Here is a 13,599-nt window from a genome sequence, read left to right as displayed (position 1 = left end):
CGCACCCCCGCCGGTCGGCCCCTCCCGGGGTTCCGCCCGGCGGGGTGCGTGCTAGCGTCGCGAGACGGGGCAGGCCGCCGTTCACGGGACGGGGCCGCTGAGCCCGCCAGGACGCGGCCGGCAACGCGCGGGGAACGGGACGCGGCCGAGAACAGAACACGGACCCCACGGGGAGTACCTTCAGGTGGCCACTGCGGAGCCGACACGCGCCGACGACGCCGATCCAGGATCGGGGGCCGGCTCACGAATACGCGTGCCCGCGCCCGAACCGAAGGGCCGCGAGCACGGCCGTACGGACAACGCCCGTAAGGGCGGCACCCGGACGGACACGGCTCGTCCGGACAACGGTCGCGCCGACAGCGCTCGTAGTGACAGTCGTCGCCCGGACAGCGCTCGTACCGACAACCGTCGCCCGGACGACCCGCGCGCGGACGGCACACCCGCCGACAGCGCGCCCGCTGACAACGAGCCCGCCGACGGCGCGCGCACCGAGGACGCCGGCCCGGACGAAGCTCGCCCGGCCGAGGCCGGTGCGGTCGGGGCTCACGCGGACGAGAACCGTCCGGGGAGCGCTCGCGCCGACGAGGCGCGTGCCCCGGGCGACGGTGGACCCCGCTCGGTGCGGTCCGCGGCGTGGGAGTTCGTGCTCGCGGTGCGCGAGCGGCTGCTGCTGCACCCCGTCCTGTCCATCACCGCGCTGTCCGGTGTGCTGCACATCGTTTGGTTCTTCACTTTCGCCAACAGTGGCGGCGACCTCGCGGCGCAGGACGCGTGGGCCGAGTTCGTCGGCCGGCATCCGGACTCGGCGTACAACCTCGCCTGGTACGGCGGTATGCACCCGGTGTCGTACAGCGTGGTCTCGCCGTACCTGATGTCGGTGCTCGGTGTCCGGACCACGATGATGATCGCGGGGACGATCTCGGCCGGGCTGCTGACGATGATCCTGTTGCGCAGCCGCTCGGTGCGGAACCCGCTGTGGGCCTCCCTCGCGGGGGTTCTCGCGTTCCTGTGCAACGCGGCCTCGGGGCGCGTGACCTTCGGTCTGGGCACGGTCTTCGCGCTGGGCGCCGTCGCCGTCGTGTTCTGCTGGCCGCACCGCTGGCGCTACAAACGCTGGGCGAAGGCGCTGTGCGCCGCTCCGCTGGCCGCGCTCGCGACGATGTCGTCGCCGGTCGCGGGCCTGTTCGTGGGCCTGGTGGCGGTGGCGCTGTTCCTGCAGAAGCGGCGGCCGGGCGCCTGGGCGCTGGGCCTCGCCCCGGCGGCCGTGGTGGCGGTGTCGGCCTGGGCGTTCCCCTTCTCCGGGACCCAGCCGATGACGATCTACTCGGTGATCCTGCCGCTGTCGTACGCGCTCCTGGTCCTGTTCCTGGTCCCCAAGGAGTGGCGGACGGTCCGGCTCACGGCCGGGGTGTACGCCTTCTCGATCGTCATGGTCTGGCTGGTCAGCTCGCAGATCGGGTCCAACATCTCGCGGCTGGGGATGCTGTTCGCGGGGGTGGCCCTGGTGGCGGCGCTGCCCTTCACGGTGCCGCGGTCGCGCAAGTGGTACACGGTCGTGCTGGCCTTCGTCGGCTTCGTCGGCTGGATCGGCTTCAAGTCGGTCGACGACATCATCCACACGACGCCGACGGCGTCCTGGGCGCGTGAGCTGGCACCGCTCGTCAACGAACTGCAGAAGGTCGGCGCCGAGAAGGGCCGGGTGGAGGTCGTCCCCGCCCGCTCCCACCGCGAGGCCTCTGCCCTCGCCCCCTACGTGAACCTGGCTCGCGGCTGGAACCGGCAGGCCGACATGGAGCGCAACCCGCTCTTCTACGACGACACGCTCAACTCGGCGAACTACCACGAGTGGCTGCAGCGCTGGGCGGTGCACTTCGTGGTGGTGCCGAAGGACGAGCCCGACGGGAACGGCGGCGGCGAGCGCGAGCGGGCGCTGGTGCAGCGGGGCATGTCGTATCTGAACCAGGTCTGGGGCGACGCGAACTGGCAGTTGTTCCAGGTGACCGATCCGGCGCCGCTGGCCGAACCCAACGCCGTCGTCGAGCGCGCCGAGCAGGGCGAGATGACGATGGAGGTGCAGAAGGCGGGCCGCGTCCTGATCCGTATCCCGTACTCGCCGTGGCTGAGCATCGTCGACGCCGAAGGCAAGAAGCTCGCGCCGCCGCAGGAGACGGAGGCGTCCAAGGACCGGGCCGAGGGCACGCCGAAGACGTACGACAACGCCAACGGCTGCCTGCTGGAGACGGAGGAGGACGCGGAGGGCGACCAGTGGACCATGCTGATCGCGCCGAAGGCGGGGATCTACCGGCTGGCGGCCCCGTACACGCTGCCCCGGGGCACGCCCTGCCCGGACGAGCTGAAGTGACCGGACGAGCCGAAGGTGTGCGCTGACCGGACGAGCCGAGCCGATCGGCGCGGCCGGTCCCTCGCCGTGTCAGCGGAGTCGGTCCACGTAGGTGTCGGTGCCCGGAATCGTGGGGATGAACGGCGCCAGCAGTTCCGTCCGGCCCAGCCCTGACTCGGTGACCGCCTCGTCGAGGCCGGTGAAGCAGGCCTCCCAGCACTCCCGCGGGTCCGTCTCCAGGAACCACAGCAGCGTGAGCCGGGTGCCGACGCCCTCGACCTGCTTGACGTACGTCATCCGGTCGCCGGGCAGCGGGGTGGGCCGGAAGACGGTCACCAGCGCGGCCGGCGTGCCCGCCACCCGCTTGGGCAGGTGCCGGGACCGCAGCCACTCCAGCAGCTCGTCCCGCTGCTCGGACGACTCGCTGTCGATCACCTCGAGGACGAGCCCGGCGTAGGGGTGGTCGAGGGCGTGGAAGTCGCGGGGTCCGGCAGCGCCGTCGCGGTACACGGTCGCCTCGTGGTCCTGGAACGCGGTGAAGACGTGCGTACGGTCCTGGTAGACGCGGCCGTCTCGGTTGAGGCGCTTGTTGATGCCGACCGTCCACTTCATGTGGTCGTCGTAGCGGCCGTCGGTGATCCAGTACGTGGAGAGGTAGCAGCCGGCGGTGACCGGCTGGGCGATCGCCGACTTCTCGGGCCGGCGCAGGAGTTGGAGGTCCCGGGTCGCCACCCAGCGGCGGCCGGCGTACATCCAGGGCATGGCCATCGCGCCGGCGTAGTAGTGGTCGTCCTCGTACCAGCGGTTGTACGCGTACTCGTGGCCCGGGTGCGGTTCGACCATCGTGATGAGCGCGTGGCCGGGGCGGACGCCGTACGGGCCCACGGCGGCGAGCTCGGCGTACACGCCACTGCGGGTGGCATCGGACATGGGCGCTCCCCTTCCGTCATGCTGCGGTCGCTCCTACTCTGACGGACCGTCAGATGCAGCACCAGAGCCGGGAGGTACCCGATGTCAGCACTACTCGCGGGCAGGACCGTCGTCGTCTCCGGAGTCGGCGCCGGACTCGGCCATCAGGTCGCGGCGGCCGTCGTACGCGACGGCGGGAACGCCGTGCTGGGGGCGCGGACCGAGGCGAACCTCGCGAAGAGCGCGGCCGAGATCGATCCGGACGGGGCCCACACCGCGTACCGGGCGACCGACATCACCGACGAGGGGCAGTGCGAGGCGCTGGCGGCGCTGGCGCGGGAGCGGTTCGGGCGGATCGACGCCGTGGTGCATGTGGCGGCCTGGGACTCCCACTTCGGCGGCGTCGAGGACGCGGACTTCGCGACCTGGCTGTCGGTGATCGACGTGAACCTGCTGGGCACGCTGCGGATGACGCGGGCGTGTCTGCCGGCGCTGAAGAGCTGCGAGGGCTCGGTCGTGTTCATCGGGACGCAGTCGGCGGTGGCCGCCCCGTCGCAGGTGCGGCAGGCGGCGTACGCGGCCTCCAAGGGGGCGCTGACCAGTGCCATGTACTCGCTGGCGCGGGAGCTCGGGCCGCACCGTATCCGGGTCAACACCGTGCTGCCCGGCTGGATGTGGGGTCCGCCGGTGCAGGCGTACGTGCAGTTCACGGCCCACACCGAGGGCGTGCCGGAGGCCGAGGTGCTGGAACGGCTGACCGGGCGGATGGCGCTGCCCGAGCTGGCGACGGACGGGGACGTGGCGGACGCGGCGGTGTTCCTGGCCTCGGACCGGGCGCGGGCCATCACGGGACAGTCGTTGCTGGTCAACGCTGGGGAGCTGATGCGCTGACCGTACTTTTCAGCCACTCGTCTAGTTCACATACATAGACGCGAGTCACCGCACAGAACTATTTTACGCTCCCTTTACTTACCCCTTCCTTGCCCTGCCCATGCCACCCAACCCAGAGTTCACATGCCTGACCCTGGCGGCGGACTCTGGAAGGGGGCGCATGAACAGTCTCGACTGGGCCGTGCTCATCGGTTACTTCGGTGTGATGGTGGCGATCGGCGTGTGGTCGCACAAGCGCGTCGACAACGTCAGCGACTTCTTCACGGCCGGCGGCAAGATGCCGTGGTGGCTGTCCGGCATCTCGCACCACATGTCGGGCTACAGCGCGGTGATGTTCACCGGGTACGCGGGCATCGCCTACACCTACGGCGTCACCTCCTTCATCACCTGGTCCTTCCCCATCGCGCTGGGCATCGCCATCGGCTCCAAGCTGTTCGCCCCGCGCATCAACCGCCTCCGGTCGCGGTTGCACGTGGCGTCGCCCCTGGAGTACCTGAAGAACCGCTACGACCTCAAGACCCAGCAGGCCCTTGCCGTGTCCGGCATGCTGCTGAAGATCGTGGACGTGGGCGCGAAGTGGGCCGCGATCGCCACGCTGCTGTCCGTCTTCACGGGCATCTCCCTCAACCAGGGCATCCTCATCACCGGTGCGATCACCGCCATCTACTGCACGATCGGCGGTCTGTGGGCGGACGCGCTGACCGAACTCGGCCAGTTCGTCATCCAGTTGCTGGCCGGCGTCGCGATGTTCGTCGCGGTGGTGCTGAAGCTGAACGACAAGGGCATCGGGTTCTTCGGGGCGTGGGACGAGCCCGCCCTGCAGGGCCACGGCAAGCCGCTGGTCGGCCCGTACACCACGGTCTTTCTGCTGGCCTTCCTCTTCATCAAGCTCTTCGAGTACAACGGCGGCATGCTCAACCAGGCCCAGCGCTACATGGCGACGGGCAGCGCGAAGGAGGCCGAGCGGTCGGCGCGGCTGTCGGCGGCGCTGTGGCTGGTCTGGCCGGTGGTCCTGTTCTTCCCGATGTGGATGTCCCCGCTGCTGGTCCACGCACAGAAGCCGGACGGCTCGGACTCCTACGGCCTGATGACCGAACAGCTGCTGCCACACGGCCTGTTGGGCCTGGTCATCGTCGGCTTCTTCTCCCACACGATGGCCATGTGCTCCTCCGACGCCAACGCGATCGCCGCCGTCTTCACCCGTGACGTGGCGCCGGTGGTGTCGTCCCGGGCCCGGGGCTGGGGCGAACGGTCCGGCCTGATCGCGGCCCGCGTGACCACGGTGGTCTTCCTCGCCCTGTCCATGGCGGTGGCCACGCAGGTCAACTCCCCCGCCTTCAAGGACATCATCACCGTCGTCATCAAGTGGGTCGCCGGTCTGATGGGCCCGATCGCGATCCCGATGATGTTGGGCCTGCTCCGCCCGTTCCGCCGCTCCGGACCGACGGCCGCGCTCACCAGCTGGGCGCTGGGACTGCTGGCCTTCTGGCTGGTCAACTACCCGATCAGCTGGAACGTCGACGGCGGAGTCCCGCTCCAGTACCAGGTGTCCGTACCCCTGGCCGTGTCCCTGGTCCTGTACATCCTCGTCGGCTTCCTGAAGCCGGAGGACACCCCGGAGCGGCTGGCGGTCATCGAACGCGTCAACACCGACGGGGACGGTACGGCAGCCGCCGCGATCCCGACTCCGGCGGGCGAGCCGGAGGACGCGGCGGTCAGGACACCGGTGAAGGACTGAGCCCTTCGGGCAGGTGGTGCCGGCTCCGGGACAGGGGGGTCAGGCCCTCGGGTAGCGCGCCAGCCACCCGGGGGACGACCCCGCCGGACCGTGCAACGCGGGACCCTGGGTCATCTCCATCGCGAAGTCGTCCGCCAGTTCCAGCAGCGTGGGACGGCCCTCCAGCTCGGCCAGCCAGGCCGGCGGGAGGGCCGTCTCGCCGTACAGGGCACCGAGGAGGCCGCCGGTCAGGGCACCCGCGGCGGCGGACGGCCCCTCGTGGTTCACGGCCAGGCGCAGCCCGTGCCGTACGTCCTCGCCGACGAGCGCGCAGTACACGGCGGCGGCCAGCAGCCCCTCCGCCGTACCGCCCGCGATGAGCTCCTCGACCCGGGCCGGAGAGGGCATCCCCTGCCGTACCGCGCCCAGCGCGTGCTGCAGGGCGTCCGAGACCGGCGGGTTTCCGGCCCGTCCGGCGAGCAGGGCGAGCGCCCGCTGCACGGCCCCGTCGAGGTCCTCGCCGCAGGCCAGCGCGTGCACGATCACGGCGTACGCGCCCGCCGACAGGTAGGCGGTGGGATGCCCGTGGGTCTGCGCGGCGCACTCCACGGCGAGCTGCACGACGAGCTGCGGTTCCCATCCGACGAGCAGCCCGAAGGGCGCGGACCGGGCGACCGCCTCGGGTCCGGCCGCACCGGGGTTCTTGGGCGCGTCGAGGGTCCCCATGGTCTCGTCCCCGAGCCCGAGCAGCAGGGCCCGCGACGGGTCCCGGCGCGCGTACAGCCACTCCTCGCGTGCCAGCCACCCGTCTTCCTTGCGGCGCTCGTCGGGGCCCCAGTCGCGCTGCGTGGCGGCCCAGCGCAGATACGCCCGGTGCAGATCGGTCGGCGGATGCCAGGCGCCGGTGTCCCGGCGGACCTGGGCGCGGATGAGCCCGTCGACGGTGAAGAGGGTGAGCTGGGTGAGATGCGTGACGGCGCCGCGCCGCCCGTAGGCGGGGGCCAGGTCCACCACGCCCTCGGCGCCGTGCGCCTCCCGGATGGCGTCGAGGTCCAGCCCGTCGACCGGCGCGCCCAGCGCGTCCCCGACGGCCGCCCCGAGCAGGGTCCCGCGCACCCGGCTGCGGAAGTCCTGCTGCTCGGCACGCCCCCAGACGGGCCCGGCTGTCGCACCCACCAAGACCTCCCTGACCCATCGCCCGCGCGCCCGACAGCTCAGCACTGTAATCGAACGGGGACGGTCGGTTCTGGGCGCGGATTGATATGCGAAGTGTGCCCGGACTGGTCACGAACGATCGAAGCGTGTCTCCGCGAGGCTCGACCGGGCCCGTCGCGGGTCGCCGCGACGCCCGACCGGAGGGCTCGTCGCGCCCGCTACTCGACCACCCTCACCTTGGTGGCCGTCGAGCCGAAGGTCCACAGGGCCGTGCCGTCCGCCTTGCGCATGCGGATGCCGCCCGTCTGGACGTTCGCGGCCGGTGGGGGTGAGGAGCCGTCCAGGGCGTTGGAGAAGGCGAAGTTGACGCCGGACTTGGCGCCGAAGTACACGACGTGCTCGATCTTCACGCCGTCGGAACCCGTGATGGCGTCCCGGCGCAGCGACACCGTGTACGAGCCGGGGTCCGGGCTGACCGTGCCGGGCCAGACCGTGAAGGTGCGGCGGGACGCGTCGCTCGCGTCGACCAGCCACAGCCGCTTCTGGCCGAGGGAGTAGACGATGCGGCGCCCGGTTCCGGAGTCCTTGGGCACGGCGGCCGGGGCCGCGCTCCTGGTCGGCTTGGGATGCGCGCCCGTGGACGCCGAGGCGCTGGGCCGCGCGGCGGTGGCGACGGGGTGGGCCCCGCGGTCCGCCTGCGTTGCCAGGACGACGACGGCCGCTATCGCTCCCACCGTCAGGCCGGACACCCAGGCCCACGAGGGAAGTCGGGCAGACACGGGCACGCATCTCCTCAGTTACGGACCCCTCCACACGGGGGTCCGATCATCGTACTGTGACTGCCCTGTCGGTCAGTCCAGCACCGGCAACAGCTCGGGCAGATGACCGTCCGACACCGTCGCCGCCCGCTGCCGTTCCTCCGGCACCGGTCCGTAGAGGGTCGTGCGCGGCTTCGACGGGCGTCCGGCCGCCTCCGCCACCGCGATCAGGTCCTTCACCGACTTGTACGAGCCGTAGGACGAGCCCGCCATCCGCGAGATCGTCTCCTCCATCAGTGTGCCGCCCAGGTCGTTGGCTCCCGAGCGGAGCATCTCCGCCGCGCCCTCCGTGCCGAGTTTCACCCAGCTGGTCTGGATGTTGGGGATGTACGGGTGGAGCAGCAGCCGGGCCATCGCCGTGACCGCCCGGTTGTCCCGCATCGTCGGGCCCGGGCGCGCGATGCCCGCCAGGTAGACCGGCGCGTTCGTGTGGATGAAGGGCAGCGTGACGAACTCCGTGAAGCCGCCGGTCCGCTGCTGGATGCCGGCCAGCGTGCGCAGGTGGCCGAGCCAGTGGCGGGGCTGGTCCACATGCCCGTACATCATCGTGGACGACGAGCGGATGCCCAGCTCGTGCGCGGTCGTGACGACCTCGATCCAGGTCGCCGTCGGCAGCTTGCCCTTGGTCAGGATCCAGCGGACCTCGTCGTCGAGGATCTCCGCCGCCGTGCCGGGGATGGAGTCGAGACCGGCCTCCTTCGCCGCCGTCAGCCACTCGCGGATGGACAGGCCGGTGCGGGTCGCGCCGTTGACGACCTCCATCGGCGAGAAGGCGTGCACGTGCATGCCCGGCACCCGCTCCTTCACGGCCTTCGCGATGTCGAAGTACGCCGTGCCCGGCAGGTCCGGGTGGATGCCGCCCTGCATGCACACCTCGACCGCGCCGACCTCCCAGGCCTGCTCCGCCCGGTCCGCGACCTGGTCCAGGGAGAGCGTGTACGCGTCGGCGTCGGTGCGGCGCTGCGCGAAGGCGCAGAAGCGGCAGCCGGTGTAGCAGACGTTCGTGAAGTTGATGTTCCGCGTGACGATGTAGGTGACGTCGTCGCCCACCACCGACTTCCGCACGTCGTCGGCGATCCGCGTGAGGGCGTCCAGCGCCGGGCCGTCCGCGTGCAGCAGGGCGAGCGCCTCGGCGTCCGTCAGCCGCGTCGGGTCGTCTGCCGCGGTGCGCAGCGCGTCCCGTACGTCGGTGTCGATGCGCTCCGGAACCATGCCGGGCACGGCCGCCTCGCGCAGGGCGGCCCAGTCGCCGTACACCTCGTCGAAGTCGTCGCGGCGGTCGGACGTACGGCCTTCGGTGTCGATCGACGCGTGCAGATCCGTACGGCCGGAGGAGGTGAACGCCTCCTCCGGCTCCTGCCACGGGTGGCCCTCGACCACCGCGTCCGGCCGGGCGAGCCCCGTCTCCGGGTCGGCGAGCGCCCGGACATGCGGCAGCAGCCGCGGGTCCAGCCAGGGCTCGCCCCGGGTGACGAACTCGGGGTACACGCAGAGCCGTTCGCGCAGCTCGAACCCGGCCGCCGCGGACTTCGCGGCGAGCTCCTCGATCTGCGGCCAGGGGCGCTCGGGGTTGACGTGGTCGATGGTCAGCGGGGAGACCCCGCCCCAGTCGTCGATGCCGGCGCCGATGAGCCGCTCGTACTCGGCGTCGACCAGGTTCGGCGGTGCCTGGATGCAGCCGCTCGGGCCCATGATGTGCCGGGCCACCGCGACCGTCGCGACGAGCTCGTCGAGTTCGGCGTCCGGCATGCCGCGCATGGCCGTGTCCGGCTTGGCGCGGAAGTTCTGGATGATCAGTTCCTGGATGCCGTGGTAGGCCCGGGAGACCTTCCGCAGCGCGAACAGGGACTCGGCGCGTTCCTCGAACGTCTCACCGATCCCGATCAGGACGCCGGAGGTGAAGGGCACGGAGGAGCGGCCGGCGTCCTCCAGGACGCGCAGCCGTACGGCCGGTTCCTTGTCCGGGGAGCCGTGGTGCGGGCCGCCGGGCTCGGACCACAGCCGGGTCGCGGTCGTCTCCAGCATCATGCCCATGGACGGGGCGACGGGCTTGAGCCGCTGGAAGTCGGTCCAGCTCAGCACGCCGGGGTTGAGGTGGGGCAGCAGCCCGGTCTCCTCCAGGATGCGGATGGAGATGGCGCGGACGTAGGCGATCGTGTCGTCGTAGCCGTGCGCGTCGAGCCACTCGCGTGCCTCGGGCCAGCGGTCCTCGGGCTTGTCGCCGAGGGTGATCAGGGCTTCCTTGCAGCCGAGGGCGGCGCCGCGACGGGCCACGTCGAGCACCTCGTCCGGCGACATGAACATCCCGTGGCCGGCCCGGCGCAGCTTGCCCGGCACGGTCACGAAGGTGCAGTAGTGGCACTTGTCCCGGCACAGCCGGGTGAGGGGGATGAAGACGCTCTTCGAGTACGTGATGACCCCGGGCCGGCCGGCCGCCTCCAGGCCCGCGTCCCGCACCCGGGCGGCCGACGCGGCGAGGTCGTCGAGGGCCTCGCCGCGTGCCTGCAGGAGCACCGCCGCCTCGGCGACGTCGAGCGCGACGCCGTCCCGGGCCCGTTTCAGGGCGCGACGCATGGAGTTCTCGGTGGGGCCGGTTCCGGTGGTCGCGGAGGTCGTCATCCTTCGAGCATACGAGCGAGGTGATCAGGACAGGCAGGCGCTGCCCGTTTTGTCCCCGACGGCCGTTCGTCACACCGCGCGCGCGGAACCGTCGCCTCCACCGATGAAGGGCGCGTACGCGTCCAGCAGGCGCAGCACCTCCGCCTCCCCCGCCGGCGGCAGCTGTACGACGGTCTCCTCGACGCCGAGCTCGGCGTAGTGGGCGAGCTTGCCGGGGCTCGGCTGGACGGCGTACGGGACGACCTGGAGGCCGGCCGGGTCACGGCCCGCGTCGGCCCATGCGGCGCGCAGCAGGGGCAGCGACTCGGACAGGCCGCGCCCGCCGATCGGCAGCCACCCGTCGGCGTACTCACAGATGTGCGCGAACAGCTTCGGACCGGCCGCCCCGCCGACGAGCGTGCGCGGACCGACGACCGGACCGCGCGGCTTCTGGACCGGCTTGGGATAGGCGGTGCTGGCCCGGACGCTCCCGAACTCGCCGTCGTAGGCGGTCGGTTCATCACTCCACAACGCCCGCATCAGACCCATCCGGTCCCGTACGAGTTCACGCCGGGTCCGCCACTCCACACCGTGGTCGGCGGCCTCCTCCACGTTCCAGCCGAAGCCCAGGCCGAGGGTGAAGCGCCCGCCGGACAGGTGGTCCAGGGTCGCGATCTGCTTGGCGAGGCCGATCGGGTCGTGCTGGGCGACGAGCGTGATGCCGGTGCCGAGGCCGAGACCCTCGGTGACGGCGGCCGCCTGGCCGAGCGCGACGAAGGGGTCGAGCGTACGGCCGTACTCGGGCGGCAGCTCGCCGCCCGCCGGGTAGGGGCTGGTGCGCTCGACCGGGATGTGGGTGTGCTCGGGCAGGTAGAGCCCGGCGAAGCCCCGCTGCTCCAGCTCACGGGCGAGCCGGGTGGGGGTGATCGTCTCGTCGGTGAGGAAGATCGTCACGGAGATACGCATGACCCATCTGTACCGGGGCGCGCCCCATCTGTCGATACCGACTGGTCGGCATCGTATTCACACCGTGCGGCCGGTTCCTTTCCGCAATCCGCCGTCCCCCTTTTCACCCACGGCGGTTCACGCCTGAATACCAGGGTTGAACGCGCGACCAGAGCGCCACCGCTCCACCACCACTGCACCACCCACGCCCTGTCACTCACGACACCCTGGGAGCAGCAGCATGTGCGAGGACGACCACGGCGGGACCTCCGGCCCGGGCAGACGCGCGTTGTTCGTGACGGGCGCCGCCGCCGCGCTTACGTTGGGAAGCGTGAGCTTCGCGTCAGCGGCCGGCCGCGCCGGCGGCCAGGAGACGAGGACGGTGCGCGGCACCCTGCCCACCGGCTCCCCGGACTTCGTGTACGTACCCGTCGAAGTCCCGTCCGGTGTACGGGAGATCAAGGTCGCGTACACCTACGACAGGCCGTCCGTCCCGGCCGGCACCGCGGGCAACGCGCTCGACATCGGCATCTTCGACGAGCGCGGCACGGACCTGGGCGGCCGGGGCTTCCGGGGCTGGTCGGGCGGGGCGCGCACGGAGTTCTTCCTCCGCGCGGACGAGGCGACGCCGGGATACCTCCCCGGCCCGGTGCGGGAGGGCACCTGGCACATCGCGCTGGGCCCGTACACGGTCGCCCCGCAGGGCCTGTCGTACGAGATCACGGTCACGCTGACCCACGGCGAGCCGGGCGCGGCCGTACCTCCGGTGTATCCGCCGACGCGCGCCAAGGGGCGGGGCCGGGCCTGGTACCGGGGCGACTGCCACCTGCACTCCTGGCACTCGGACGGCCGCCGCACCCCGGCGGAGATCGCGGCCCTCGCCCGGGCGGCGGGCCTGGACTTCGTCAACACCTCGGAGCACAACACGAACGCGGGGCACGCGCACTGGGCGGACGTGGCCGGCGACGACCTCCTGGTCATGCTGGGCGAGGAGATCACCACCCGTAACGGCCATGTGCTGGCGCTGGGCACGGACCCGGGGACGTTCGTGGACTGGCGTTACCGGGCCCGCGACAACCGCTTCGGCCGCTTCGCCCGCCGGATCCGCCACGCCGGCGGCCTGGTGGTCCCGGCCCACCCGCACGCCACCTGCATCGGCTGCAACTGGAAGTTCGGCTTCTCCGAGGCGGACGCGGTCGAGGTGTGGAACGGGCCGTACACCCCGGACGACGAGGTCGCGTTGGCCGACTGGGACAGCATGCTGGTCGCGTCCACGCGCGAGGGCGGCCGGGACTGGATCCCGGCGATGGGCAACAGCGACGCCCACCGCGACCCGGACACGGTGGGGCTCCCCCAGACGGTGGTCCTGGCCGACGACCTGACGCGGGAGGCGATCCTGGAGGGGATCCGGGCGGGACGGTCGTATGTCGCGGAGTCGTCGCGGGTGTCGCTGTCGATGACGGCGACAGGCGGCCGGGGCGAACAGGCGGGCGTCGGCGACCGGTTGGAGGTCTCCCGGGACACGCCGGTGACGGTGCGGTTGGAGGTCTCAGGCGCCCCACGCTGCACGATCCGCTTCGTGACGGACCAGGGCGTCCTGTTCACGAGCCCCCCGCTCCCGGTGTCGGGCACGGGCGTCGCGGAGTGGCGGACGACTCCGGCCTACGCGGCTTACGTACGGGCGGAGTTGCGGCACGAGGTGGCGGCGGGCCCGTCGCCGGGAGCGTTGGCGGCGTTCACGAACCCGGTGTTTCTCGGTCGCTAGCGGGAGTTGGCCGGTGGCAGACTGACCGGCCATGTCCAACTCGTATGCGCAGCCCATTCTGCGGACGTCGGATCTTTCGGAAGGGCTGGGGGTTGTCGAGCGGTTGCTGGAGATCGCCGATCTCAGGGACCTCGAAGTCGATTTCGAGGCGGTGGTCTCCTCGGCGGAGTCCCTGTCACCGCTGCTGGAGATGTTTCCCCATGGCCACTGGTGGGCCGAAAGGGACAGCGGCGGCTCGTCGGAGAACGGCGACGACCCCTCTGCACACCTCCCCATCCGGCTGTGGGGCTGGGCCATGCCACCAGAGACGGTGGAGCCGTTCCTGAAGGCGGTGGGCGACAGCCCGGCCACGCCGCGCAGGCCCGGACCAGGTGGAGGCCTCGGCCGCTCTCGGCTTCCAGTGGAGGCGGCGGTCCCGGGTCGGCGAAGCCGGGCGGGACGTGCGGGTCCATGTCCGCGG

The 13,599-nt window shown here is 71.7% G+C and carries 9 protein-coding genes; 4 read left to right on the top strand and 5 right to left on the bottom strand.

Features of this window, described 5'->3' with window-relative positions; translation table 11 throughout:
- The first annotated feature begins 184 nt into the window (after positions 1-184).
- Positions 185-2,362: an MFS transporter gene (locus OG985_RS26130; protein WP_371670765.1), complete on the top strand. Its 2,178-nt coding sequence runs from the start codon at positions 185-187 to the stop codon at positions 2,360-2,362.
- Between the two features lie 69 nt (positions 2,363-2,431).
- Here OG985_RS26130 and OG985_RS26125 read toward each other — a convergent pair whose 3' ends face one another.
- Positions 2,432-3,271 carry a hypothetical protein gene (locus tag OG985_RS26125; protein ID WP_371670764.1) on the bottom strand — a complete coding sequence of 280 codons (840 nt, stop codon included), beginning with the start codon at positions 3,269-3,271 and terminating at the stop codon, positions 2,432-2,434.
- Between the two features lie 81 nt (positions 3,272-3,352).
- Between OG985_RS26125 and OG985_RS26120 the strand changes: the two genes are divergently transcribed.
- The gene (locus tag OG985_RS26120; RefSeq protein WP_371670763.1) at positions 3,353-4,141 is read left to right on the top strand and encodes an SDR family oxidoreductase; all 789 of its coding nucleotides are present in this window, start codon (positions 3,353-3,355) and stop codon (positions 4,139-4,141) included.
- 160 nt (positions 4,142-4,301) lie between these two features.
- Complete coding sequence (locus OG985_RS26115) at positions 4,302-5,879, top strand: sodium:solute symporter family protein (RefSeq protein ID WP_371670762.1); 1,578 nt, start codon at positions 4,302-4,304, stop codon at positions 5,877-5,879.
- A 39-nt stretch (positions 5,880-5,918) separates the two neighbouring features.
- Here OG985_RS26115 and OG985_RS26110 read toward each other — a convergent pair whose 3' ends face one another.
- From OG985_RS26110 to OG985_RS26095, 4 genes are all read right to left on the bottom strand, one after another.
- Entirely contained in the window at positions 5,919-7,034 is a 1,116-nt protein-coding gene (locus OG985_RS26110) for an ADP-ribosylglycohydrolase family protein (protein ID WP_371670761.1), read from the bottom strand.
- Positions 7,035-7,231: 197 nt separating this feature from the next.
- Complete coding sequence (locus OG985_RS26105) at positions 7,232-7,798, bottom strand: hypothetical protein (RefSeq protein WP_371670760.1); 567 nt, start codon at positions 7,796-7,798, stop codon at positions 7,232-7,234.
- A 66-nt stretch (positions 7,799-7,864) separates the two neighbouring features.
- The gene (locus OG985_RS26100) at positions 7,865-10,450 is read right to left on the bottom strand and encodes a bifunctional FO biosynthesis protein CofGH (RefSeq protein ID WP_371670759.1); all 2,586 of its coding nucleotides are present in this window, start codon (positions 10,448-10,450) and stop codon (positions 7,865-7,867) included.
- Between the two features lie 69 nt (positions 10,451-10,519).
- Complete coding sequence (locus tag OG985_RS26095; protein ID WP_371670758.1) at positions 10,520-11,395, bottom strand: LLM class F420-dependent oxidoreductase; 876 nt, start codon at positions 11,393-11,395, stop codon at positions 10,520-10,522.
- A 220-nt stretch (positions 11,396-11,615) separates the two neighbouring features.
- On the opposite strand from OG985_RS26095, the gene OG985_RS26090 reads away from it, so the two are divergent.
- Positions 11,616-13,139 (top strand): CehA/McbA family metallohydrolase, encoded by a 1,524-nt coding sequence (locus OG985_RS26090; RefSeq protein WP_371670757.1) that lies wholly within the window; start codon positions 11,616-11,618, stop codon positions 13,137-13,139.
- Positions 13,140-13,599 lie beyond the last annotated feature (460 nt).

It is taken from the genome of Streptomyces sp. NBC_00289 (assembly GCF_041435115.1).
Lineage (GTDB): Bacteria > Actinomycetota > Actinomycetes > Streptomycetales > Streptomycetaceae > Streptomyces.
The sequence above is the reverse complement of the archived record's forward strand: the minus strand, read 5'-3'. Positions and strand labels throughout refer to the sequence as shown.

Excerpts from the sequence above, each read along its gene's own strand:
- OG985_RS26100 (WP_371670759.1), bottom strand. The coding sequence starts at position 10,450 with ATGACGACCTCCGCGACCACCGGAACCGGCCCCACCGAGAACTCCATG.
- OG985_RS26120 (WP_371670763.1), top strand. The coding sequence starts at position 3,353 with ATGTCAGCACTACTCGCGGGCAGGACCGTCGTCGTCTCCGGAGTCGGC.
- OG985_RS26115 (WP_371670762.1), top strand. The coding sequence starts at position 4,302 with ATGAACAGTCTCGACTGGGCCGTGCTCATCGGTTACTTCGGTGTGATG.
- OG985_RS26125 (WP_371670764.1), bottom strand. The coding sequence starts at position 3,271 with ATGTCCGATGCCACCCGCAGTGGCGTGTACGCCGAGCTCGCCGCCGTG.
- OG985_RS26090 (WP_371670757.1), top strand. The coding sequence starts at position 11,616 with ATGTGCGAGGACGACCACGGCGGGACCTCCGGCCCGGGCAGACGCGCG.
- OG985_RS26095 (WP_371670758.1), bottom strand. The coding sequence starts at position 11,395 with ATGCGTATCTCCGTGACGATCTTCCTCACCGACGAGACGATCACCCCC.